Origin of the sequence: Achromobacter sp. Marseille-Q4954 (genome assembly GCF_943737025.1) — a bacterium.
GTDB lineage: Bacteria > Pseudomonadota > Gammaproteobacteria > Burkholderiales > Burkholderiaceae_B > Achromobacter > Achromobacter bronchisepticus_A.
This window is the reverse complement of sequence record NZ_CALSFQ010000001.1, coordinates 1490730-1514117: the sequence shown is the minus strand read 5'-3', so window position 1 is coordinate 1514117 and position 23388 is coordinate 1490730. Positions and strand designations below refer to the sequence as shown.

Here is a 23388-nt window from a genome sequence, read left to right as displayed (position 1 = left end):
CTTCAATGCTCGAATTTTTCAATATGGTGCTCCACATCGACAAGACGCTCGGCGTCTGGGTCGCGCAGTATGGCGTGTGGGTGTACCTGGTGCTGTTCCTGATCGTTTTTGCGGAGACGGGGCTGGTCGTGCTGCCCTTTCTGCCGGGGGACTCGCTGCTGTTCATCGCGGGCGCGTTCGGCGCCACCGGGCATATCGATCCGATCCTGATGGGAGGGCTGCTGATTGTCGCCGCCATCACCGGCAATACGGTGAACTACTTCATCGGACGCTATATCGGGCCGCGCGTGTTTTCGATGAATCTGCGCTTTCTGGACCGCGGCGCGTTGATGCGCACGCACGCGTTCTATGAAAAGCACGGCGGCAAGACCATCGTGATGTCGCGCTTCATTCCGGTCGTCCGCACCTTCGCGCCTTTTGTCGCGGGCGTGGCCGACATGCCGCAGTCCCGCTTCCAGCTGTTCAACATCCTGGGCGCGCTGCTGTGGGTGGTGAGCCTGGTGGCCGCGGGCTACTTCTTCGGCAACATCCCGCTGGTGCGTGAACACCTGAACACCATCGTGCTGCTGGGCCTGGCCGCCGCCATCGTGCCGGTGATCGGGGCGGGCCTGTTCAAGCTGATCAAGGCCAAACGCGGCGCGTGAAGCGCCGCAGCGTACGCTGCGGTACTCGCGTCAAACCAGTGAAAAGGGCGTTGCGCCGTGAAGCGCAACGCCCTTTTTTATGCGGCGGCAGCCGTCGCCGTCAGCTTACGTCACCCAGCCGCGCCAGCGGCGGATTGGCGGTGAAGTAGCGCTGGATGCCCGTCATCATGGCCTGCGCCAGCTTGTCCTGATGCGAGGTGCTGCGCAGCAGGGCTTCTTCCTGCGGGTTGCTGATGAAGGCGGTTTCGACCAGCACCGAAGGAATGTCCGGCGCTTTCAGGACCGCGAAGCCGGCCTGCTCGACGCTGTTCTTGTGCAGGCGGTTGATCTTCTTGATTTCGTCCAGGAAGGCGCTGCCGACCTTGAGCGAATCGTTGATCTGGGCAGTGGTGGACAGGTCCAGCAGCACCTTGGCCACCTGGCGGTCGTGGCTGCCGAGGTTGACGCCGCCGATCAGGTCGGCCGCGTTTTCCTTGTCCGCCATCCAGCGCGCCTGGGCGCTGGTGGCGCCGCGCTGCGACAGCGCGAACACCGACGAGCCGTTGGCCGAAGGCTTGATCCAGGCGTCCGCGTGGATCGAGATGAACAGGTCCGCGTGCACACGGCGCGCCTTCTGCACGCGCACGTGCAGGGGCACGAAGTAGTCGTCGTCGCGCGTGAGATAGGCGCGCATGTAGGGCTGGCTGTCGATCAGCGCCTTCAGGCGCCGGGCTATGCGCAGCACCACGTCTTTCTCGCGCAGGCCGCTGCTGCCGATGGCGCCCGGGTCCTCGCCGCCATGGCCGGGGTCCAGCGCGATGGTGACCATGCGCTGCTTGCCGCGGCCGGCGGTGGCGGGCGGAGGCTTGGGCGCGGTGGGCAGCGGAGGCGCCGGCTGCTGGCCGCGCACGCGCGGCGGCTCGGGCGGATCGGCGCGGGTCACCGGGTTGCGCTGGATGTCTTCCAGGATGCGGGCCAGCGGGTCGTCCACATCGGGGCCGGTCTGCTTGTTCAGGATCGCGACCAGCGGATCCTGGGCGATCTTCGGGTACAGGTCCAGCACCAGGCGGTACTGGTAGTCGGCCACGGGCTTGAGCGTGAACACCTGGGGCGCCACGGGCTGCTTCAGGTCGAACACCAGGCGCACCACGTTGGGGCGGTTCTGCGCCACGCGCAGGCTTTGGATGTAGGGGTCGTCGGGCCGGACCTTGGAAACCAGGTCGTTCAGGGCCGCGCTGATGGTCAGTCCCTCAATGTCCACCACCAGGCGGTGGGGGTTTTCAAGCGTGAACTGCTCAGCCTTGAGCTCGCTGTCGAGCTCCAGCGTGACGCGGGTGTATTCGTCGGCCGGCCAGGTGCGCACAGCCAGGATGGTCGCCGCCTGCGCCAGGCGCGGCAGGACCGGCAGGACGAGCAGGGTGGCGGCGACGCTGATCAGGCGGCGCCGGGTGGCGCCTGCCGAGGGGAGGGCGCCGACTGGGGCGGGGGGACAATCGCGTTCAACCATGTTTGTCCTCGAGCGGTGTACGCGGTCAGGGTGGCGTCGCGTCCGTCGCCTGCATAGGCTAGGGAAATCAGCAGGTCGGGAGGGGGCAAAAGGCCCCCGGCCCGCTCCGGCCATTCGATCAAAACGACTGCGTCGTCACGCAGTAAATCCCGGAATCCTGCGTCCAACCATTCTCGCGTATCACTAAATCTATAAAAATCAAGGTGATAGAAGTATAAGTTAGAAACTTTATAGGATTCAAGCAGCGCGTAGCTGGGACTTTTGATCCGTCCCGTGATGCCGCATTCCCGCAACAGGGCCCGTGTGAAGGCGGTTTTCCCCGCGCCCAGGTCCCCTTGGAGGTGGATGTGTCCCCCCGCCGGACCGGCCTGGCCGCCGGAAACCAGGGGGGCGAGCCGACGCGCCAGCGCTTCCGTGGCGGCTTCGTCGGGCAGGTGCAAGGTCAGGCTGCAAAGAGGGGCGGACATGGCGCGGGGCGAGTGGTAAAAACGGTGGAGGGAGCACGGATGTTTGCGCAATTATAGGAATGCGGGTTTCTGCTAACCTATAACTGATTGTCATTCTCAACATTATCGTGGTTGGTGCGCCGCCGCCAGCCGCAATCGACGTCGCCACGGAGTAGCACGCGCCATGAAGACCCGCATTGAAAAAGACACGTTTGGTCCCATCGAAGTCCCTGAGGATCATCTCTGGGGCGCCCAGACCCAGCGTTCGCTGCATTTTTTCGCGATTTCCACCGAAAAGATGCCGGTTCCCCTGGTCGAGGCGATGGCGCGGCTCAAGCGCGCGGCGGCCAAGGTCAATGCCGATCTGGGCGAACTGGATCCTAAGATCGCCGATGGCATCGTCCGCGCCGCCGATGAAGTGATCGCCGGCAAATGGCCCAACGAGTTCCCGCTGTCGGTCTGGCAGACCGGCTCGGGCACGCAAAGCAACATGAACATGAACGAGGTGCTGGCCAACCGCGCCTCGGAGCTGATGGGCGGCGTGCGCGGCGAAGAGCGCAAGGTGCACCCCAACGACCACGTCAACCGCGGGCAGTCGTCCAACGACACCTTCCCGACCGCCATGCACGTGGCGGCGGCGGTGCAGGTCGAGCATCATCTGCTGCCGTCGCTGAAGGCCCTGCGCGCCACGCTGGCGGCCAAGAGCGCCGAGTTCTACGACATCGTCAAGATCGGCCGCACCCACCTGCAGGACGCCACGCCGTTGACGCTGGGCCAGGAGCTGTCGGGCTACGTGGCCCAGCTGGACCTGGCCGAGCAGCAGATCCGCGCCACCCTGCCGGGTCTGCACCAGTTGGCCATCGGCGGCACGGCCGTGGGCACGGGCCTGAACGCGCACCCGCAGTTCAGCGCCAAGGTCTCGGCCGAACTGGCGCATGCCACCGGCACCGCCTTCGTGTCGGCGCCCAACAAGTTCCAGGGCCTGGCCTCGCACGAAGCGCTGCTGTTCGCGCACGGCGCGCTGAAGTCGCTGGCCGCCGGCCTGATGAAGATCGCGAATGACGTGCGCTGGCTGTCCAGCGGTCCGCGTTCGGGCCTGGGCGAAATCAGCATTCCCGAGAACGAGCCGGGCAGCTCGATCATGCCGGGCAAGGTCAACCCGACGCAATGCGAAGCCATCACGATGCTGGCCGCGCAGGTGCTGGGCAACGACGTGGCCATCAATATCGGCGGCGCCAGCGGCAACTTCGAACTCAACGTGTTCAAGCCGCTGGTGATCCACAACTTCCTGCAATCGGTGCGCCTGCTGACCGACGGCATGGCCAGCTTCAACGAGCATTGCGCCGCCGGCATCGAGCCCAATCGTGAGCGCATCGCCGAACTGGTCGACCGTTCGCTGATGCTGGTGACGGCGTTGAATCCGCATATCGGCTACGACAAGGCCGCGCAGATCGCCAAGAAAGCGCACAAGGAAGGCCTGTCGCTGAAGGAGTCGGCGTTGGCGCTGGGCTACGTGACCGAAGCGCAGTTCGCCGAATGGGTGGTGCCGGCTTCCATGACCAACGCGCACAAGTCTTCGTAAGCAGGCTGTGCGCGCATGAAAAAGACCGCCGCGGCGGTCTTTTTTCGTTGCCGGCGCATTGCCGCTCAGCCTGCGCCGGTGAGCATCAGCCACAGTGGGATCGTCAACGCCGACAGCAGCGTGCCCAGCGAAATCAGCACGGCCACCATGCGGCCGTCGCCGCCCATGCGCATGGCCAGCACATAGGCCGCGGACGCGGTGGGCAGGGCCGCGAACAACAGCAGCATCTGCGATTCCAGCGGCGGCAACGCCAGCAGATGCGCGATCAGCAGGGCGGCCGCAGGCAGCGCCAGCAGCTTGACCCCGAGCATCCAGGCGATCAGCGCGCCATGGCCCTTGCCGCCTTCCCAGGAGAGGCTGGCGCCCACGCAGATGATGCCCAGCGCAAGCGCCGCCGCGCCCAGGCGCCCCAACGCCGTGTCCAGCGGGCCAGGCAGATGCACGCCGGCCAGATTGCAGGCCAGGCCGGCCAGCGTGGAAATGACCAGCGGGTTGCGCGCCAGCTCGCGCAGCAGGTTGCCGCCGCTGTGGCGCGCCAGGCCGTAGACCGCCGCCATATTGGCCATCGGCACGGCGAAGCCCACGATCAGCGCCATGACCGTCTGGCCCTGGACGCCGCCCAGGCTGGCCGACAAGGCCAGGCCGAGATAGGTGTTGAAGCGGTAGCCGCATTGCGCGGACGAGGCCAGGCTGAGCGGCGACGGCCGCAGCACCCAGCGCGCCAGCCACGTCAGCGCGACGCCGGCTGCGATCACGGCTGCGCAGGCCTGCAGCAGCATGGCGGCGTTGCCGGCGGTGATTGGGGTGCGCAGGATCGACTGGAACAACAGCGCGGGCAGCAGGACGAAGTAGACCAGGCGCTCGGTGCCGGCGAAGAATTCGCGCGAGAAATTCAGTTTGTGACGCAGCGCCCAACCCAGCGCGACCAGCATGAAATCAGGGAAAACCAGAAGGGCAACGGACATGTGAGAACACGTATTTGATGCGCGTCAGAGGGGGACCGCTGCGCTATGCGTCTGTAAGTATTTGCTGCTATTCTCCGTCATTCTGGCGGGCGCGTGTGCCACAAGCAACGTATAAAAGCAGTGCTCACCCTGCGCACAGAGCATGCGCCCACCACCGTTAATTGCGGACCTGCCCACAGGCAGGCGCATCACACAACGGTCCGTATACACACGGGCTCGCATATTGGAGGAAACACACCTATGAATAAAGTCCGCTCCCTGGCCGTGGCCATCGCCCTGGCCTCCGGCGTTGCCGGCACCTTCGGCGCCTCCGCCGCCTTTGCTGCCGACAAGTACCCGAGCAAGCCTATCCGCGTGATCGTGCCCTTCGCGCCTGGCGGCTCGACCGACATCATCGCGCGCCTGGTGACGCAGCGCATGAGCCAGGAACTGGGCCAGCCCATGGTTGTGGAAAACAAGGGCGGTGCCGGCGGCGCCATCGGCGCGTCCGAAGCCGCGCGCGCCGATGCCGACGGCTACACGCTGTCCATCGCCACCGTGTCGACGATGGCCGTGAACCCTGCTTGCCGTCCCAATGACCTGCCGTACGATCCGATCAAGGACTTCCAGCCGGTCACCAACTTCGCCAACACCGCCAACGTGGTGGCCGTGAACCCGAAGTTCCCCGCCAAGGACTTCAAGGGCTTCCTGGAAGAGCTGAAGAAGAATCCGGGCAAGTACTCCTATGGCAGCTCGGGCACCTGCGGCGTGCTGCACCTGATGGGCGAATCGTTCAAGATGGCCACCGGCACGGACATCGTGCACGTGCCGTACAAGGGTTCGGGCCCGGCCGTGGCTGACGCCGTCGGCGGCCAGATCGAAATCCTGTTCGACAACCTGCCGTCGTCGATGCCGCAGATCCAGGCGGGCAAGCTGCGCGCCATGGCCATCGCGTGGCCGACCAACATCGACTCCATCAAGGACGTGCCCACGTTCAAGGACGCCGGCTTCCCGGTGCTGAACCAGCCGGTCTGGTACGGCCTGCTGGCGCCCAAGGGCACGCCGATGGAAGTTGTGAACAAGCTGCGCGACGCTGCCGTCGTGGCCCTGAAGGACCCCAAGGTCATCAAGGCGCTGGACGACCAGGGCTCGGCGCCGTCGGGCAATACGCCGGAAGAATTCGCCAAGGAAATCAAAGAGCAGTATGACTGGGCGAAGGACGTCGTGAAGAAGCAGAACATCAAGCTGGACTGATGCCGCGCGGGGCGGGCGCTGCCTGCCCCGGTCTGCAAGCCATGACGGGCGCCTTCGGGCGCCCGTCTTTTTTGCGCGCAGGCCGCTCAGGCCGTGGCGTCGAGCCCCGCCTGCAGCGCTTCGCAAGCGGCGCGCAGGCGCTCGATGAAGTCGCGGTGCAGCGCCGACAGCGGATCCTGGTTGCGCACCATGATGCTGATCGGCACGCGCAGCGCCGGGTCCAGCCGGCGCAGGTTCATGCCGGGACGCAGCATCGCCTGCGCGGTGATGGCGTCCACGATGGCGTCGCCGCAGCCCGCGTCGACCAGCGCGCAGGCCACGTAGTGCGTCTGTACCTGGATCGCCACTTGCGGGTCCAGGCCCTGCGCGTCCAGCGCCATCTGCAAAAGGGCGCCGGAGGCGTCGGCCGCGTCCAGCACGATCAGCGTGTCGCCGGCCATGGACGTCAGCTCCGCCAGCGGCAGCGGCCCCGCGCCATCCTTGCGGCTCAGGTGCACCAGTTCCGTGTGGCCCAGCCCCATGCGGGTCAGGCCGGGATAGTCGTTGGTGTCGAAGGTGATGGCCAGGTCCAGCTCGCGCGTCAGCAGCCCCTGCACGAGTTCGGTGCTGTGATGCGTGTGGATGTCGAAGGTGATGCCGGGCTGCGCCTCGCGGCTGTCGCGCACCACGCCGGGCAGCAGCCCCAGGCCCAGCGCGGGCGCGCAGCCCAGCCGCAGGTGGCCGTTGGGATGGTCGCGCAGGCTGGCGGCCAGCCTGCGCACGCTGTTGAGGTCCTGATTCAGGCGCGCGACTTCGGGCGTCAGAATCTCGGCCTCGCGCGTGGCGACGAGCCGGCCCTTGACGCGCTCGAACAGCTTGAAGCCCAGCTGCGCCTCGGCGTGCGCCAAGAGCTTGCTGGCCGCGGGCTGCGAGATATGCAGCGCGGCAGCAGCCTCGGTCAGGGATCCGGTACGGCGGATCGCTTCGAAAATCTCGATGTGGCGCAAACGCATGGCACGGTGGGGACGGTGGGCGGAAACCGCGATTCTAAGCCGGATGCGGCCCGTGTCGCGACAGCCGCCTGCGCCTTGACTATCATGAACCCCTGCCGGAACGCCGGCGCACACCGGAGCTTCCCATGCGCGCACCCCGCCACGCCGTCGCCCTCATGCTTGCCGCCGCGCTTGCCGCCATGCCTGCGGCCTGGGCGCGCACGCCGCAGGCCGCCGAGGATCTGAACCCCGAGGCCGCCAGCGGCATGCAGACGCGCCAGCTGGTGCGCGCGCCGCATTTCATGATGGCATCGGCCAATCCGCTGGCGACGCAGGCCGGCGACGAGATGCTGCGCCGGGGCGGCAGCGCCGTGGACGCCGCCATCGCCGCTCAGCTCGTGCTGAATCTGGTGGAGCCGCAATCGTCGGGCATCGGCGGGGGCGCCTTCATGGTGGTGTATTCGGCCAAGAGCGGCCGCATCCAGACGTACGACAGCCGTGAGACCGCGCCCGCCGCGGCCCAGCCGCAGCGTTTCCTGGATGCGGACGGCAAGCCGGTGTCCTTCGCCCGCGCGGTGAACAGTGGCCTGGCAGTGGGCGTGCCGGGCTTGCTGCGAGGCTTGGAGCTGGCGCACAAGGAACAGGGCGTGCTGCCCTGGGTCGACCTGTTCCAGCCCGCTATCCGCCTGGCCGAACAAGGCTTTGCCGTGTCGCCGCGCCTGCACAAGCTCCTGGCCGGCAACAAGGAGCTGCGCACGCAAGCCGCGGCCGCGGCCTATTTCTATGCGCCCGACGGCGCGCCCTGGCCGGTGGGCCACGTGTTGAAGAACCCCGAGTTCGCGCGCACGCTGCGCGCGGTGGCGGAGCAAGGCGCGGACGCGTTCTACCAGGGCGATATCGCCCGGGATATCGTCGCCGCCGTGCGCGGCCACGCCGTGCCTGGCGACCTGACCCTGGCCGACCTGGCGGGCTATCGCGCCAAGACGCGCGATCCCGTCTGCGGCGCCTATCGCGGCTACCAGCTGTGCGGCATGGGGCCGCCCAGCAGCGGCCCGATCGCGGTGCTGCAGATGTTGGGCGAGCTGGAGCAGTTTCCCCTTGGCCGCTACAAGCCGGGCAGCCTGGAGGCGGTGCATTACTTTTCCGAAGCCGGCCGGCTGGCGTTCGCCGACCGCGATTTCTACGTGGCCGATCCGGATTTCGTGCGGGTGCCGGTGCGCGCCATGCTGGACCCGGCCTATCTGCGCGCGCGCGGCGCGCTGATCCAGCCAGACCGCAGCATGAAGGTGGCGCTGCCCGGCGATCCGGAAGGCAAGCTGCTGTCGCTGGGCAAGGACGACGCCCTGGCGCTGCCCTCGACCAGCCATCTGGTGGCCGTGGACGCCCAGGGCAATGCCTTGAGCATGACGACCACCATCGAGAACGAATTCGGCAGCAAGATCTTCGTGCGCGGTTTCCTGCTGAACAACGAGATGACGGATTTTTCCTCGTCCTACAAGGATCCCGAGGGCCGCCTCGTCGCCAACCGCATCGAACCAGGCAAGCGCCCGCGCAGCTCGATGGCGCCGATGATCGTGCTGCGCGACGGCAAGCCCTATCTGCTGGTGGGTTCGCCGGGCGGCAGCGCCATCATCAACTACGTGGCCAAGACCATTGTGGGCGTGCTGGACTGGGGCCTGGACATCCAGGCGGCCATCGACCTGCCCAACATGGGCAGCCGCAACAAGGACACCGAGCTGGAGAAGGGCACCGCGCTGGAGGCGCTGGCGCCAGAGCTTGAGCGCATGGGGCATCCGGTGCGCATCACCGAATTCCCCAGCGGCATCCACGGCATCGTGATCGAGGCGGGCGGGCTGCAGGGCGGCGCCGATCCGCGCCGCGAAGGCGTGGCCCAGGGCGGCTGAGGCCGCGCGGGCTTATTCGCCGGCGTCGGCGGGACGCAGCGCCGGCGGCAGCTTGCGCAGCGTGGCCGGCGTGCGCGACAGCTTGATCGGCGAGCCTACGCCCCGGTAGTCGCCTTGTTCCAGCACCATGCCGCGATGGCGGGTGTGCGGATGCGCCAGCGCCTGGTCCACGGTCTGCACGGCGGCCGCGGGCACGCCGCAACGCAGCAGGCGGTCGGCGAGCGCGGCGGCGTCGTGGTCCGCCAGCAGCGCGGACAGGTCGCCGCGCAGGGCCTGGCGGTTGCGCAGGCGGTCGGCGTTGGTGGCGTAGCGTGCATCGTCCGCCAACCCCGGCGCGTCCAGCGTCTGCGCCAGCTGCGCGAACTGGCGGTTGTTGCCGACCGCCAGGAAGATCGGGCCGCTGGCGGTGGGCAGCGTTTCGTAGGGGGCGATGTTCGGGTGTGCGTTGCCGCTGCGCGCGGGTACTTTGCCACTGTAGAAGTAGTTGGGCGCGTGCGGATGCAGCAGCGACAGGGCGCAGTCATACAGCGTGATGTCCAGGAACTGGCCCAGGCCGCTGCGGGTACGCTCATTGAGCGCCAGCAGGATCGCCACGGCCGCGTTCAGGCCGGTCACCATGTCCACCACCGGCAGGCCGACGCGGGTGGCTTCGCCGTCCGCGTCGCCGTTCACGCTCATCAGGCCGCACATGGCCTGGGCGCAGGCGTCGTAGCCGGGCAGGCCGCCCAGCGGACCGTCCGCGCCGAAGCCGCTGACGCGGCAATGGATCAGCGCGGGGAAGTCGCGGCTCAGCGTGTCGTATCCCAAGCCCCATTTCTCCAGCGTGCCGGGCTTGAAGTTTTCCACCAGCACGTCGGCGTCGGTCAGCAGATGGCGCAGCAATTCCTGCCCTGCGGGCTGCGACAGGTCCAGCGTCATGCCGTCCTTGTTGCGGTTCACGCCGATGAAATAGGACGCGGTATCGCCCAGGAAGGGCGGCCCCCAGCCGCGCGTCTCGTCGCCGCCGGGCGGCTCGATCTTCAGCACGTCGGCGCCGTGGTCGGCCAGGATCTGCGTGCAATAGGGGCCGCCCAGCACGCGCGACAGGTCTATCACTTTGCAGCCGGCGAGCGCGCCGGCGTTGGGCAGGGTTGCAGCCATGTGGGGTCCGTTCAGTCGATGGAAACGTGGGCGCTCTTGATGAGGTCGCGCCATTTGGGCACTTCGGCCGAGATGAAGGTTGCCAGGCCCTGCGGCGTCTGGTCCTGGGCTTCAACGATGCCCTGGCTGCGCAGCGTCTGCGCGACCTCGGGATCGGACAGCGCGGTCTTGAAGGCGCGGTTCAGCGTGTCCACCACGTCGGGCGGCGTGCCTTTGGGCGCGACGATGCCGAAGAACACGCTGACGTCGTAGCCCTTGAGCCCCTGCTCCGAAAGCGTGGGCAGGTCGGGCAGCGCGTCCGAGCGCTGGGCGCTGGCCAGGCCGATGGCGCGCAGCTTGCCCGCCTTGATGTAGGGCAGCGCGGTAAGGATGTCGGTGAACGACATCGACACCTGCCCGCCCAGCAGGTCATTGAGCGCCGGTCCCGTGCCCTTGTAGGGGATGTGCATGATCTGGGTGCCGGCCATGTTGTTGAAGAGTATGCCGGCCAGGTGCGACGAGGCGCCGTTGCCCGACGAGGCGTAGCTCAGCTTTTCCGGGTTCTTCTTGGCGTAGGCGATGAGTTCCTGCGCGTTGTTGGCGGGCACCGACGGGTTCACCACCAGGATATTGGGCAGGTGGCCGATGCGGATGATGGGCGCGAAGCTGGTCTCGGGGTTGTAGCCCTGCTTCTTGTACAGGCTGACGTTGATCGCCAGCGGCCCCGAGGTGCCGAACAGCAGGGTGTAGCCGTCCGGCTTGGCCGTCGCCACGTATTCCGAGCCGATGTTGCCGCCGGCGCCCGCGCGGTTTTCGACGATGACGTTCTGGTTCAGCGGCTGCCGCAGCTTGTCGGCCAGCCTGCGCGCCAGGGCGTCGGTGGGACCGCCCGGCGGGAACGGCACGATCAGCGTCACGGGCCGGGCCGAGGGATAGGCGTCCGCGGCCAGTGCGGGCGCGGCGGCGGGGGCGATGGCGGCGGCCGCCAGCAGCAAAGAGGCGAGGGTTCGGTTCATGCTTGTCTCCAGTGGTTGCGCGCCGGCTGTGCCGCCGGCGTCGGTGCTTACAGCGCGTACTGCAGGATGGCCCGGCACGCCGCGCTTTCGTCGGCCGGGATGGCATAAGGATCGCGCGGACCCAGGCGGTGCTGCAGCACCTGGTCGGCCAGCAGCGCGCGGCTTTCCAGGCCGGGTTCGGTGGCTTCCCAGCGCAGGGCGGCCATCGACACCGCGTGGTACAGCAGTGAAGCCGCCTGGCGTGCCAATTCGGGGCGGTCGGCCTGCGCGGCGTGTTCGGCCAGCGCATAGGTCTGCTCCAGCGCGCGCGCCTGCATGTCGGCCAGTTCGGGCGGGCAGGGGCGGCCTGCGGCCAGCAGGCCGTCGATATGGCTGCGCAGCGCCGGCAGTGAATTTTCGCGGGTGATGGCGCGCAGCACGTCCAGCGCCACGATGTTGCTGGTGCCTTCCCAGATGGAGCCCAGATGGGCGTCGCGCACCAGTCGCGGTTCGGTCCATTCCTCGATGTAGCCGCAGCCGCCGCGCACTTCCATGGCGTCGCCGGTCACCTTGCGGGCATCGCGGCAGGCGCGGAACTTGATCAACGGCGTGAGGATGCGCGCCAGTGCCGGATCGGCCGCGCCCAGGTCCGCGTCGGCCAGCGCGCGCGCCGTCTGGAACATCACGCTGCGGGCCTGTTCGGCCCAGACCGTCATTTTGACCAACTGGCGCTGCATCAGCGGCATGTCGATCAGGCGCTTGCCGAAGGCGCGCCGGTGCTGCGAGACATAGACCGCTTCGGTCACGGCGCGGCGCATCAGGCCGGCGGCGCGCATGCCATTGGACAGGCGCGAGTTGTTGATCATGTCGGCCATGTGCTTGAAGCCGCGGCCGCGCTCGCCCACCAGCCAGGCCACCGCGCCTTCCAGGCGGATCTCGCCGCTGGCCATCGAGCGCGTGCCCAGCTTGTCCTTCAGGCGCAGGATGCGGTAGTGGTTGTGCGTGCCGTCGGCCAGGTCGCGCGGCAGCAGGAACAGCGATACGCCCTTCAGGCCGGGCTGGGCTTCGCTGCGCGCCAGCACCATGGCGTAGCCCGCGTCCGGGTTGGAGCAGAACCATTTGTCGCCGTGGATGAGCCAGGTGCCGTCGTCCTGTGCGGTGGCGGTCACTTCGGTGGCGCTGACATCGGACCCGGCGCCCTGTTCGGTCATGAACATGGCGCCCTGGCGCAGCGCATCGAAATCCTGCGAGGTCACTTCGGGCAGGACCCGCTCTACCAGTTCCGGGGAGCCGAACTTGCGCAGGGTGCGCGCCAGCGAGTCGGTCATGCTGACCGGGCAGCACAGGCCGAACTCCGCCTGCACGAACAGGTGGCTGAGCGCGTACTTGGCGGCCGCGGGCATGGGTTCGGGCCAGCCCAGCACGCCGCCGCGGTGCGACAGCGCAGCCAGGCCGAATTCGCTGTAGGCCAGGCGTTCCAGTTCGACGTAGGCCGGATGCTTGTCGATGCGCGATTCGTCGGCGCCGGCGCGGCTGCGCACGGACAGCGTGGGCGGATGCTTGTCGGCGGTGGCGGCCAGTTCGTCCATGACGCCGCCGGCCAGTGCGCCCAGCCGTTCAAGGTGGGGCAGCAGATGGGCGTGCAGCGCGGGCGGCAGGTAACGCCGGCTGAGCGCCTCGGCGTAAGGGTCCGCGCTGAACAGGTTCTGCCCGCGCGAGTCCGGAACGGGCGTGGCGGCGGTGGGCGCGGTCTTGAGGGGGGTATCCATGGCGGCATCCTGCTGAAGACGGGAACGATGCCTGTGATGGTGCTTGCATGGATTAATCTATACAAATACTGTTTGTGTGTAGAACAATCCAAAAAAAGTATGGATTGCAGTCCCAGGGGAGACAAATGGACCTGGATCCGCGCCTGTTGCGCTATTTCATCGCCGTGGCCGAAGAACGCCACTTCAGCCGCGCGGCCACGCGGCTGCACATTTCCCAGCCGCCGCTCAGCTACGCCATCCGCCAACTGGAGGACAACGTCGGCGCGCGCCTGCTGACCCGCACCAGCCGCCATGTCGAACTGACCGACGCCGGCCAGGTGCTGTACCGGGAAGCCCTGACGCTGCTGCGCCAGGCGGAAGAGGTGCGCACGCTGGTGCAGCGCGTGGACGCGGGCCTGCGCGGGCGGCTGCGCATCGGCTTCGTGGGTTCCATGCTGTACCGCGGCCTGCCGGCGCTGCTCAACGCCATGCGCGCCGGGCTGCCGGACGTGGAACACGTGCTGACCGAATTGAATTCCCATGACCAGATCGAGGCCGTGCGCCGCGGCGAGCAGGACCTGGGCTTCATCCACGCCAATCCGGTGCCGCCAGGCGTGCTGGCGCGCGACTTGATGGCCGAGCCTTTCGTGGTGTGCCTGCCGCAGGCGCATCCGTTGGCCAGCCGGGAATCCCTGCGGCTGGCGGAATTGGCCGCGGACGATTTCGTGTTCTTCGCCCGGGCCGCTTCGCCCAGTTATTACGAGACGGTGCTGTCCATGTGCGTGTCGGCCGGCTTCATGCCCGTGATCCGGCACGAGGTCCGGCACTGGCTGAGCGTGGCGTCGCTGGTGTCGCAGGGGCTGGGCGTGTCCATCGTGCCGGCCTGCCTGTCGCGCAGCGGGCTGGCGGGGACGCGCTTCATCGCCTTCGAGCACGCGGCCCGCTCGGTCAGCCAGATGATCTGGCCCGAGGCCGGACGTACGCCGCTGCAGGAAAAAGCGGTGGAAATGGCGGGGAGGCATGGCTGGGAGTCCCCGGAAACCCCGTGAAATCCGCCGCCGGCTAGGCAGAGCCCGCCCGAAGGCTTATCGTTAGCGGTATCCCCGCGCCGCCAGTCCGGCGGCCAGGGAGGGAACCGTTTGCATACGAACGCGAATTCCGGGTATCAGCCATGTCCTACCGTCCAGTCCTGCCGCTCACGCGCCGCAGGCGTTTCATCACCAGGCTGCGCCATTGCGGCCCTCCGGCGAAGTACTGAACCCCACTGCAGGGTTTTTCGGTTCCGCTTCTCCGGAGTCTTTCGTGGAAATTCCTTTTTCGTTTCATCCGCGTCTTTTCGACGCGTTGCGCGATTACGACCGTGTCCGCTTCGCCCAGGACCTGGGCGCGGGCCTCACCGTGGCCGTGGTCGCGCTGCCCCTGGCCATGGCCTTCGCCATCGGGTCGGGCCTCAAGCCCGAGGCCGGGCTGTTCACTTCCATCATCGCGGGCTTCCTGATCGCCCTGCTGGGTGGCAGCCGGGTGCAGATCGGCGGACCGGCGGGCGCCTTCATCGTCATCGTTTACGACATCGTGCAGCAGTACGGCGTGGCCAATCTGATCATCGCCACGGCGCTGTCCGGCGTGCTGCTGTTCGTGATGGGGCTGCTCAGGCTGGGCACGCTGGTGCGTTTCATCCCGGTGGCGGTGATCATCGGCTTCACCAACGGCATTGCGGTGCTGATCGCGCTGTCGCAGGTCAAGGATTTTCTGGGCCTGGCGATCCCCAAGATGCCGGGCGACTTCTTCGGCATCCTGGGCGCGCTGGGCAGCCATCTGTCCTCGTTGAATCCCTGGGCAGCCGGCATCGCGCTGCTGTCGCTGGCGGTGATCGTCGGCTGGCAGCGCTGGCTGCCTAAATGGGGCGGCCAGCGGGCGGCCAGGCTGGCCCGCGTGCCGGGCTCGATCATCGCGCTGGTGCTGGCGACCGCGGCGGTGGCAGTGCTCGGCCTGCCCGTGGAAACCATTGGCAGCCGCTTCGGCGGCATTCCGGCCGCGCTGCCGGATTTCACGTTGCCTGCGTTCAGTTGGGAGTCGGCCCGCTTCCTGCTCATGCCCACCATCACGCTTGCGGCGCTGGGCGCCATCGAGTCGCTGCTGTGCGCGCGGGTGGCCGACGGCATGATAGGCGACCGGCACGACCCCAACCAGGAGCTGATGGCCCAGGGCGTCGCCAACTTCGTCACGCCGTTCTTCGGCGGCATGCCGGCCACGGGCACGATTGCGCGCACCGTGACCAATGTGAAAAGCGGCGCCACCAGCCCCGTCGCGGGCATGGTGCACGCGCTGGTGCTGCTCGTGGTGATGCTGGCGGCGGCGCCCCTGGCGGCCTCGATACCGCTGGCCACCCTGGCGGCCATCCTGATGTTCGTGGCCTGGAACATGGGCGAATGGCGCGAGTTCGCGCGGCTCAAGAGCTACCGGCTGCCGTACCGGATCACGCTGGTGTCGGTGTTCGTGCTGACGGTGGTCTTCGACCTGACGGTCGCGGTCGAATTCGGCATTTTCGCCGCCTGCCTGACCTTCATTTACCGCATCTCCAGCCTGTCGCGCGCCGAGCGCATCACGGCCGCCGAGCAGCCCTTGCTGGCTGGCATGGATGGAAAGATCGAGGTCTGGCGCCTGTACGGCACCGTCTTCTTCGGCGCGACCAAGCTGGTGGAATCGCTGGAAGACCGCCTGCCGGCCCGCGCGCTGGTGCTGGACCTGAAGAACGTGATCTACGTGGATTCGACCGGCGCCGAAGCGCTCGAAGCACTGAGCAAGGCGTGCGAGACGCGAGGCGTGGCGCTGATCGTCTCGGGCCTGATGGGGCAGCCGCAGGACATCGTGCGCCGCGTCGGCCTGTACAAGCGACTGCAAGGTCATCTGCAGCCCGACGTGGCGAGCGCCACGGCTGCCGCCCTGGCGCTGGAGGCCGAGGGCGGTTAGACGGTTGGTGGGGGCCTGGGAGCCCCCATCTCCCTAGCGGAAGACGACGGTCTTGTTGCGGTTGAGCAGGATGCGGTGCTCGACGTGGCTGCGCACGGCGCGCGACAGCACCAGGGATTCGATGTCGCTGCCGACCTGGGTCAGGTCCTGGGCGGTCATCGTGTGGTCCACGCGTTCGATGTCCTGGTCGATGATGGGGCCTTCGTCCAGGTCCGAGGTCACGTAGTGGGCGGTGGCGCCGATGATCTTGACGCCGCGCGCATGCGCCTGGTGGTAGGGACGGGCGCCCTTGAAGCTGGGCAGGAAGCTGTGGTGGATGTTGATGGCGCGGCCGTTCAGCGCGCGGCACATGTCTTCCGACAGGATCTGCATGTAGCGGGCCAGCACCACCAGGTCGATGCCTTCCTGATCGACCAGGGCCAGCACCTGCTTTTCCTGTTCCGCCTTGGTGTCGGCGGTGACCGGCAGGTAGTGGAACGGGATGCCGTAGGAAGCGGCCAGGCTGGCGTAGTCGTTGTGATTCGAGACGATGGCGGCTACTTCGGCATGCAGATGGCCGCTATGCACGCGGAACAGCAGGTCGTTCAGGCAGTGCCCCTGCTTGCTGACCATGATCAGCAGGCGTTCCTTGCGGCGGGCGTCATGCAGCTTCAGCTCCATGCCGTACTCGGCGGACATGCCGTCCAGCCGCGCCCGCAAATCATCCACGGACACGCCCGCCGGCACGTCGAAGTGCACGCGCAGGAAGAAGCGGCCGGTCTCTTCGTCGCCGAACTGCTGCGAATCCAGGATGTTGCAGCCCAATTCGAACAACAGGCCGCTGACGCGGTACACGATGCCCGTGCGGTCGGGGCAGGACAGGGTCAGGATGTAGTCGTTGTGCTGCATGGTTCAGGGAGAGGAGAAAAAGGAGAAAAGGTGACAGTATTTATTGATGGCGCCACGCGCGGCATGCACGGCGCGGAGATCATCCGTTCAGACGGGCCAGGGTCTCTTCGGCCAGGGCCAGGCTGGAGGTCAGCCCCGGGGATTCTATGCCGAACAGGTTCACCAGGCCGGGCACGCCATGCGCGGCCGGGCCGGCGATGACGAAATCGGCCGCGGGCTCGTGCGGGCCGGAGATCTTGGGGCGGATGCCGGTGTAGCCGGGCGCCAGCGCGTCATCGGGCAGGGCCGGCCAATAGCTGCGCACGGCCTCGTAGAAGACTTCGGCGCGGGCGGGGTCCAGCGTGTAGTCCTCGGTTTCGACCCATTCGGTGTCGGGGCCGAACTTGGCCTGGCCGCCCAGATCCAGCGTCAGGTGCACGCCCAGGCCGGCATGCTGCGGCACCGGGTAGATCAGGCGCGAGAACGGCGCGCGGCCAGACAGCGTGAAATAGCTGCCCTTGCACAGGTAGTCCTGGGGGATGCTGGACGCGGGCAGACCCTCGATGCGGCGCGCCAGCGCCGGCGCGTGCAGGCCGGCGGAATTGATCAGCACGTTGCAGCTCAGGGTCATGGCGTCGTCGCCGCCGAATTGCAGCTCGAAGCCGCCCTCGGGACGGACGCGGGCCGACTCCAGCGGCGTGTGGAAGACGCACTGGGCGCCCGCGTTTTCGGCGTCGCCCTGGAACGAGAGCATCAACGCATGACTGTCGACGATGCCGGTGGACGGCGAGGACAGCGCCGCGGCGCAGCGCAGCGCGGGCTCCAGGCGCATGGCGTCCTCGCCGGAGATGAATTGCAGATCGTCGACGCCGTTGGCGCGGGCGCGCTGGGCGATGCCTTCGAGTTGCGCGGCCTGCTCGGTGTCGGTGGCGACGATGAGCTTGCCCAGGCGTTTATAGGGCACGCCGCGCTCGGCGCAATAGGAATAAAGCAGGTGCTTGCCGCGCACGCAGAGGCGCGCCTTGAGGCTGCCTGCCGGGTAGTAGATGCCGGCGTGTATGACTTCGGAGTTGCGCGAGCTGGTGCCGGTGCCGATGGCCTCGGTGGCTTCCGCCACCAACACCTCGCGTCCGGACTGGGCCAGCGCGCGCGCGATCGCCAGGCCCACCACGCCCGCGCCGATGACGACGCAATCCACATCCACGCTCATGGCGCTTTCCTTTCCGAACGGGCGCCTGCCGGGGTCAGGTCGAAACCGCCGGCATGGAAGACCAGCGGCGGCTCGCCGCTATGGCCGCAGCGCTCCACTTCGCCCACCATGATGACGTGGTCACCCTCGACGTAGCGGCTGCGGTTGTGGCATTCGAACCAGGCGGCGCAATGGCCGTCCAGCATGGGCGTGCCGCCCGGCGCGTGGTGCACCGTCAGCCCGGCGTAGCGGTCCGGCGTCTTGCCGGTGGCGAAGCGGCGCGCCAGCGCGATCTGCTCCGCGCCCAGTACGTTGACGACGTAGCGCTCGCACTGCTCGAAGGCCGCCAGCGACGACGAACTGCGCGACAGGCTCCACAGCACCAGCGGCGGGTTCAGCGACACGGAATTGAAGGAGCTGACCGTCAGGCCGATGGGCGCGCCATCGGGGTCGGCGGTCGTCACGACCGTCACGCCCGTGGCGTAACGGCCCAGCGCGGTGCGGAAAAAGGCGGCGTCAAAATCAGGGGAGGAGGCGGTCATGCAATCGTTAATTGGGGGCGGGCGCGAGGCGCCCGGCATCAAGGCGACAGGCGTTCGATCTTCCAGGCCTGGCCGTCGGCGACATAGCGCAGGCGGTCATGCAGGCGCGAAGGCCGGCCTTGCCAGAATTCGAAGGCGGTGGGCTTCAGGCGGTAGCCGCCCCAGTGCGGCGGGCGCGGCGGCTGTTCGCCGAAGCGCTCGCGGAATTCCTGTTCGCGGGCTTCCAGCTCTTCACGGGTGATGGGCTGGCTCTGGCGCGAGGCCCAGGCGCCGATGCGCGAACCGGCGGGCCGGCTGTGGTAGTAGGCGTCCGACTCGTCGCCGGCCACTTTTTCGACCACGCCTTCGATGCGGACCTGGCGCTCCAGCGGCTGCCAGAAGAACAGCAGGCTGGCGCGCGGCTCGGCCTGCAGGTCCAGGCCCTTGCGGGATTCGTAATTGGTGAAGAACGTGAACCCGCGCTCATCGAAGCCCTTGATCAGGACGATGCGCGCGCTGGGCTGGCCGCTGGCGTCCACCGTGGCCAGGGTCATGGCGTTGGGTTCGGGGACCTTGGCGGCCAGGGCCTCGTCGAACCAGCGGGTGAACTGCTCGAACGGGGAGGCGGCAGCCTGGCCTTCGAGCAGCACGTTCTTGTCGTAGCTTTGACGCAGATCAGAGACGGACATGGGGCTAGTAGTTCAGCGTTGATAACAAGGAGTTTATACCGCCTGGAAGGCGGTACCCTTATTGACCCCGCTCAGGGCGCAGGCAAGATTTCCCGAGGCCGGGCCTCAGGCGCCTTCCGGCAGCGTGTGCGCGTCCAGCTCCAGCCGGCGCGCGATGGCGTCCAGGCGGGCGTCATGGATGCCGGCGGCGCGCAGCGCCTGGGCGGTCTGCACCACATATTCGGTGCAAGGGCCATAGCGGCCGGCGGCGCGGCGCACGATGGCCAGCAGCTCGGGCTCGGGCAGGGCGCGGATGTAGGCCGGATTGTCCCGGTTCATGATGAAGACCAGCGCCCGCACGGTGCCGGTATCGGTGGCGCAGTTGATCCAGCGGGGCAGATAGGCGCCGGTGGACATCTCGCGCTCCCAGAGCGCGGGGAAATAGGTCGACACCTGGTCGCCCGCCAGGCGGTAGACCACGCCGCGGCAGGAGCCTCCCCGGTCCAGGCCGAATACCAAACCCGGGCATTCCGGGGTGCCGCGGTTGACCCGCGACCACAGGCATAGCGCCCGGTGGTGGCCGCGCAGGGTCGCCAGCCGGCGCTCGACGAAATCGAAGTCGGGCCGCCAGATCAGGGAACCGTAGCCGTAGACCCACACGTCTTCGCCCGATTGCCAGTGGCGCAGGGCCTCGTCCAGCGATTCCTGCCGCTCTTGCGCAGTCCAAAGACGAAAGGGCAGGCTGGCGCCGGAATTGCCGGCGGCGGGAGGAGAGGACAGCATGTTCACGGCTACGCTTTGCGTTCAGATTCGATCGGGGGATTGCGGTTGGCCCAGCCTCCGGCCATCAGGGCCACGGAGTACGCCCAGAAGAGGGGGGCAACGCCAATTACCGCACCGAGTGCGCCGAAGGTCAACGGCAGGGACACCTGCGAGCCGTTGATCAGGGCCATCCGCAGGCCCACGGCCTCGGCGGCGCGGCCTGGCGGAGAATGCTGGTGCAGCAGCGAGAGCATGCTCGGCTGGCAGCAGCCCAAGGCCAGACCGAGGATGAAAGACAGCACGATCAGGACGTTAACGTCGGTGAACAGCGGGTAAAGCATGAAATCGATGGCTGCTGTCGCCATCGCTACCCGCACCAGCGTCCAGGACCGCACGCGGCGCTGGATGAAGGGCAATATCAGGCGGATAACGAAAGTAGCCGCCGCAAAGGACGCAAGAATGATGCCGATCGTAGTCGCTGACAGGCCGATGGCGACGCCGAAAATGGGCACGACGAACAAATGGGTGTCCCACGCGCCGGACAAAATCGTATTGACCATCAATATGCGGCGCAATGCCGGCACTTCCAGCAATTCGGTAACGCGCCGCTTTTCGGCCTCTTTTTTGCCTGACAGCTGCGAATCCACTGCCTTCAATTGGTGACGCAACACATAAAGCCCGCCCGCCGAAATCAGCGGACCCAAGGTCAGCAGGCCGAAGGCCAGGCGCGTGCCCAGATGGTCGATGGCCAGCCCGGCGATCAGCGGGCCCGAGAATCCGGACCCCGCCAGCGCCAGCGACATGAAGGAAAAATTGCGCAGCCGCTGCGCCGGTTCGGCGTGGCCCAGCAGATCCTGCGTGGCGACCTGATGCAACATGAAGCCGATACCGATGCAACAGGAGGCAATCAGCAGGGCGAACTGGGTCTGGGAGATGAAGGGCAGCGCGGTGCCGGAGGCGACCAGGGCCGTGCCGATGACCAGCGGCCGCACGATGCCGACCCGGTCGACCCAGCGGCCGGCGCGCACCGAGAACAGCATGGGCAGTACCGCGAACACCGCAACCAGCGTGCCCACCTTGAAGGTCGACAGCCCCATCTGCAGCGCGGTGAGTGAGACGGTGATCCGTCCCCCTGTGAGCGCCACGTGGTTCATCATGGCCAGGAGGCACAAAAGCACCGCCCCGGAAAACTCTGGGGAACTGGGTGACGAAGAGGGGGATCTATGAGAAGTGGACACGGATACGGCTTAACTGCGTTCATTCTGGCCATATCGTCGCCCTATGTCGAGGCGTGGCTGTTTTGCAGCGCCGCAAACGCATATTGGCGCCAATCGCATGATGGCGGCTATCTAGGGGCGAACTCGCATGCTTATGGCGCAAGATGGCGGCACGTTCGCCGCATCTACGGGCAAGGGCTTTCGCGAGTCACGGACAAAGCGTTGTATCGTTCATGCAACGGAACAATCACGCGGACCTTGACGTTCCGGCCCGCTTTACTGTTTTTCACCGTTTTGCCACAGATCGTCGATGGTTCCGGCGGACGACACGTTTAGGATGAGCAAGCATCGTGGGCAAGGTCGCTTGCCTGGTCCGCAATTCGCAATACCGGCGCCGGCCCGATAGCCGGCGCTACATCCGGCAGGTTCAATGAAAAAGTCCCGCAGCAAGTTCAAGCGCTACTCCCTGATCGCCGTTTTGCTCCTGTTAGCCGTGTTCGGCGTGCGCGCCGCGTTCTTCTCCGCGACGCCGCCGCCCACTTTCGCGGTGGCCGAGGTCACGCGCGCCGATCTTGAAGACAGCGTGCTGGCCAGCGGCACCATCGACGCCATCGAACGCGTCAGCGTCGGCGCCCAGGCCACCGGCCAGCTGAAGTCCCTGAAGGTGGCGCTGGGCGACCGCGTCAAAAAGGGCCAGCTGGTGGCCGAGATCGACGACATGACCCAGCAGAACGAGCTGCGCAACGCCGAGGCCGCCCTGCAGACCCGCCGCGCCGAGCGGGCCGCCAAGGTCGCCACGCTGAAGCAGGCCGAGCTGGCCTTCCGCCGCCAGCGGCAGATGCTGGCGGCCGACGCCAGTTCGCGCGAGGCCTACGAGAGCGCCGAGGCGACGCTGGGCGTGACCCGCGCCGAGATCGCCTCGCTGGACGCGCAGATCGCGCAGGCCGAGATCCAGGTCGACACCGCCCGCGTCAACCTGGGCTACACCCGCATCGTCTCGCCCATCGACGGCATGGTGGTCGCGGTGGTGACCAAGGAAGGCCAGACCGTCAACTCCATCCAGAGCGCGCCCACCATCATCAAAGTGGCTCAGGTCGACACCATGACCATCAAGGGGTCGCCTCAGAAAACGGAAAATAAAGCACGCTAAGCCCTTACTTACCCAGATGTTTGACTGTTCGTGGCACTTTCACCATGGCAATTGCAATTGCCCAACTGAATCGCACCGGCTTCCGTGGAGGCTCAACTCCTGAGAGGATTGAGTCATGAACACTAAAGCTGCTCGTTTTAGCCCTGAGGTACGTGAACGTGCCGTACGTTTGGTGCAGGAGTGCCAAGCGGATTACGCATCACTGTGGGGTGCATGCGAATCGATTGCCCCCAAGATTGGCTGCTCTGTCAGTACCCTGCATGGATGGGTACAGCGCAAAGAAATAGATGCAGGCCAACGACCGGGTTTGACTACAGATGAACGTGAGCGGCTCAAGCAACTGGAGCGGGAGAACAAGGAGTTGCGGCGTGCCAATGACATACTCAAGGCTGCGAGCGCTTTTTTTGCGCAGGCGGAGCTGGACCGTCGCATCAAGAGCTGATTGACTTTGTAGACAAGTACCGTGATGCCTATGGGGTCGAGCCAATTTGCCGACTGCTGCAAATTGCCCCATCGGGCTACAGACGCAGGGTTCAACAAAGAAACTGCCCATGGCTGCGCTGCAAGCGCAGCCAATCAGACGAAGAGAGTTGCGGTCATATCCAACGTGTATGGCATGCAAACTGGCAAGTTTATGGGGTGATCAAAGTCTGGAAGCAAATGCATCGAGAGGGCTTGCCTATTGCCCGCTGCACGGTGCAGCGCCTGATGCGCAAGCTAGGGTTGGAGGGTGCGCGGCGTGGCAAGAAGGTGTGCACAACACGCCCAGATGTGGCAAGGCCATGCCCACTAGACCTCGTCAACCGCCAGTTCACAGCCCAACGTCCTAACCAGGGGTCTCCTCGTTTTCAGTGCAATAAGTGACGGTACGAAAAGCTAGCACTGGCGCGGAGGTGGTGTTGGTAGATCGTTGATTTCATTGACTTTCCTGTTCACTTTCAAATCTGCGAT

Annotated in this window: 19 protein-coding genes, 2 pseudogenes and 1 other annotated feature; of the genes and pseudogenes, 8 read left to right on the top strand and 13 right to left on the bottom strand. The window is 66.7% G+C overall.

Features of this window, described 5'->3' with window-relative positions:
• The first annotated feature begins 5 nt into the window (after positions 1 to 5).
• Entirely contained in the window at positions 6 to 644 is a 639-nt protein-coding gene (locus NGK62_RS07055) for a VTT domain-containing protein (protein WP_118932392.1), read from the top strand.
• Between the two features lie 100 nt (positions 645 to 744).
• Here NGK62_RS07055 and NGK62_RS07050 read toward each other — a convergent pair whose 3' ends face one another.
• Together NGK62_RS07050 and tsaE are read right to left on the bottom strand one after the other, a co-directional pair.
• Positions 745 to 2130, bottom strand: a complete 1386-nt coding sequence (locus tag NGK62_RS07050) for an N-acetylmuramoyl-L-alanine amidase (protein ID WP_059371557.1) — start codon at positions 2128 to 2130, stop codon at positions 745 to 747.
• Positions 2058 to 2597 carry a tRNA (adenosine(37)-N6)-threonylcarbamoyltransferase complex ATPase subunit type 1 TsaE gene (gene tsaE, locus NGK62_RS07045; RefSeq protein ID WP_118932391.1) on the bottom strand — a complete coding sequence of 180 codons (540 nt, stop codon included), beginning with the start codon at positions 2595 to 2597 and terminating at the stop codon, positions 2058 to 2060. The genes NGK62_RS07050 and tsaE overlap by 73 nt, the downstream gene beginning before the upstream one ends.
• Before the next feature lie 163 nt (positions 2598 to 2760).
• On the opposite strand from tsaE, the gene fumC reads away from it, so the two are divergent.
• Complete coding sequence (fumC, locus tag NGK62_RS07040) at positions 2761 to 4158, top strand: class II fumarate hydratase (RefSeq protein ID WP_059371558.1); 1398 nt, start codon at positions 2761 to 2763, stop codon at positions 4156 to 4158.
• 65 nt (positions 4159 to 4223) lie between these two features.
• Here fumC and NGK62_RS07035 read toward each other — a convergent pair whose 3' ends face one another.
• Positions 4224 to 5123, bottom strand: a complete 900-nt coding sequence (locus NGK62_RS07035) for an AEC family transporter (protein ID WP_118932390.1) — start codon at positions 5121 to 5123, stop codon at positions 4224 to 4226.
• A gap of 240 nt (positions 5124 to 5363) precedes the next feature.
• Here NGK62_RS07035 and NGK62_RS07030 point away from each other — a divergent pair, with 240 nt between their 5' ends.
• Positions 5364 to 6356, top strand: coding sequence for a tripartite tricarboxylate transporter substrate binding protein BugE (locus tag NGK62_RS07030; protein ID WP_059371560.1), 993 nt, complete (start codon positions 5364 to 5366; stop codon positions 6354 to 6356).
• 86 nt (positions 6357 to 6442) lie between these two features.
• On the opposite strand, the gene NGK62_RS07025 is transcribed toward NGK62_RS07030, so the two are convergent.
• Entirely contained in the window at positions 6443 to 7348 is a 906-nt protein-coding gene (locus NGK62_RS07025; protein WP_118932389.1) for a LysR family transcriptional regulator, read from the bottom strand.
• A 125-nt stretch (positions 7349 to 7473) separates the two neighbouring features.
• Between NGK62_RS07025 and ggt the strand changes: the two genes are divergently transcribed.
• Positions 7474 to 9231, top strand: a complete 1758-nt coding sequence (ggt, locus tag NGK62_RS07020) for a gamma-glutamyltransferase (protein ID WP_118932388.1) — start codon at positions 7474 to 7476, stop codon at positions 9229 to 9231.
• A 12-nt stretch (positions 9232 to 9243) separates the two neighbouring features.
• Here the strand turns inward: ggt and NGK62_RS07015 are convergent, their stop codons facing one another.
• From NGK62_RS07015 to NGK62_RS07005, 3 genes are read right to left on the bottom strand one after another with little or no spacing between them, the layout of a single operon-like run.
• The gene (locus tag NGK62_RS07015; RefSeq protein ID WP_251877818.1) at positions 9244 to 10371 is read right to left on the bottom strand and encodes a CaiB/BaiF CoA transferase family protein; all 1128 of its coding nucleotides are present in this window, start codon (positions 10369 to 10371) and stop codon (positions 9244 to 9246) included.
• 11 nt (positions 10372 to 10382) lie between these two features.
• Positions 10383 to 11366, bottom strand: coding sequence for a Bug family tripartite tricarboxylate transporter substrate binding protein (locus tag NGK62_RS07010; RefSeq protein ID WP_059371564.1), 984 nt, complete (start codon positions 11364 to 11366; stop codon positions 10383 to 10385).
• Positions 11367 to 11413: 47 nt separating this feature from the next.
• Complete coding sequence (locus tag NGK62_RS07005; protein ID WP_251877816.1) at positions 11414 to 13114, bottom strand: acyl-CoA dehydrogenase family protein; 1701 nt, start codon at positions 13112 to 13114, stop codon at positions 11414 to 11416.
• A 125-nt stretch (positions 13115 to 13239) separates the two neighbouring features.
• Between NGK62_RS07005 and NGK62_RS07000 the strand changes: the two genes are divergently transcribed.
• Together NGK62_RS07000 and NGK62_RS06995 are read left to right on the top strand one after the other, a co-directional pair.
• Positions 13240 to 14142, top strand: a complete 903-nt coding sequence (locus NGK62_RS07000; RefSeq protein WP_059371566.1) for a LysR family transcriptional regulator — start codon at positions 13240 to 13242, stop codon at positions 14140 to 14142.
• A gap of 253 nt (positions 14143 to 14395) precedes the next feature.
• On the top strand, positions 14396 to 16063 hold the full coding sequence (locus NGK62_RS06995; protein WP_251877814.1) for a SulP family inorganic anion transporter: 1668 nt from the start codon (positions 14396 to 14398) through the stop codon (positions 16061 to 16063).
• 33 nt (positions 16064 to 16096) lie between these two features.
• On the opposite strand, the gene purU is transcribed toward NGK62_RS06995, so the two are convergent.
• The 6 genes from purU to NGK62_RS06965 all read right to left on the bottom strand — a co-directional run bounded on the left by purU (position 16097) and on the right by NGK62_RS06965 (position 21308).
• Positions 16097 to 16951, bottom strand: a complete 855-nt coding sequence (purU, locus tag NGK62_RS06990; protein WP_059371568.1) for a formyltetrahydrofolate deformylase — start codon at positions 16949 to 16951, stop codon at positions 16097 to 16099.
• Positions 16952 to 17030: 79 nt separating this feature from the next.
• The gene (lhgO, locus tag NGK62_RS06985) at positions 17031 to 18140 is read right to left on the bottom strand and encodes an L-2-hydroxyglutarate dehydrogenase LghO (RefSeq protein WP_251877812.1); all 1110 of its coding nucleotides are present in this window, start codon (positions 18138 to 18140) and stop codon (positions 17031 to 17033) included.
• On the bottom strand, positions 18137 to 18661 hold the full coding sequence (locus NGK62_RS06980) for a flavin reductase family protein (protein WP_173143915.1): 525 nt from the start codon (positions 18659 to 18661) through the stop codon (positions 18137 to 18139). The genes lhgO and NGK62_RS06980 overlap by 4 nt, the downstream gene beginning before the upstream one ends.
• Positions 18662 to 18699: 38 nt before the next feature.
• Entirely contained in the window at positions 18700 to 19329 is a 630-nt protein-coding gene (gene pdxH, locus NGK62_RS06975; RefSeq protein ID WP_059371571.1) for a pyridoxamine 5'-phosphate oxidase, read from the bottom strand.
• A 105-nt stretch (positions 19330 to 19434) separates the two neighbouring features.
• Positions 19435 to 20097, bottom strand: coding sequence for a gamma-glutamylcyclotransferase (locus NGK62_RS06970; protein WP_502802953.1), 663 nt, complete (start codon positions 20095 to 20097; stop codon positions 19435 to 19437).
• A 2-nt stretch (positions 20098 to 20099) separates the two neighbouring features.
• Positions 20100 to 21308 carry an MFS transporter gene (locus tag NGK62_RS06965; RefSeq protein ID WP_118932384.1) on the bottom strand — a complete coding sequence of 403 codons (1209 nt, stop codon included), beginning with the start codon at positions 21306 to 21308 and terminating at the stop codon, positions 20100 to 20102.
• Positions 21309 to 21717: 409 nt separating this feature from the next.
• On the opposite strand from NGK62_RS06965, the pseudogene NGK62_RS06960 reads away from it, so the two are divergent.
• Together NGK62_RS06960 and NGK62_RS06955 are read left to right on the top strand one after the other, a co-directional pair.
• Positions 21718 to 22401 (top strand): annotated as a pseudogene (locus NGK62_RS06960) (efflux RND transporter periplasmic adaptor subunit); the annotation flags it as partial.
• A gap of 151 nt (positions 22402 to 22552) precedes the next feature.
• Positions 22553 to 23271: pseudogene (locus tag NGK62_RS06955) on the top strand (IS3 family transposase); the annotation flags it as partial.
• Positions 22834 to 22950: a sequence feature (AL1L pseudoknot), on the top strand. It overlaps the preceding pseudogene by 117 nt.
• Positions 23272 to 23388 lie beyond the last annotated feature (117 nt).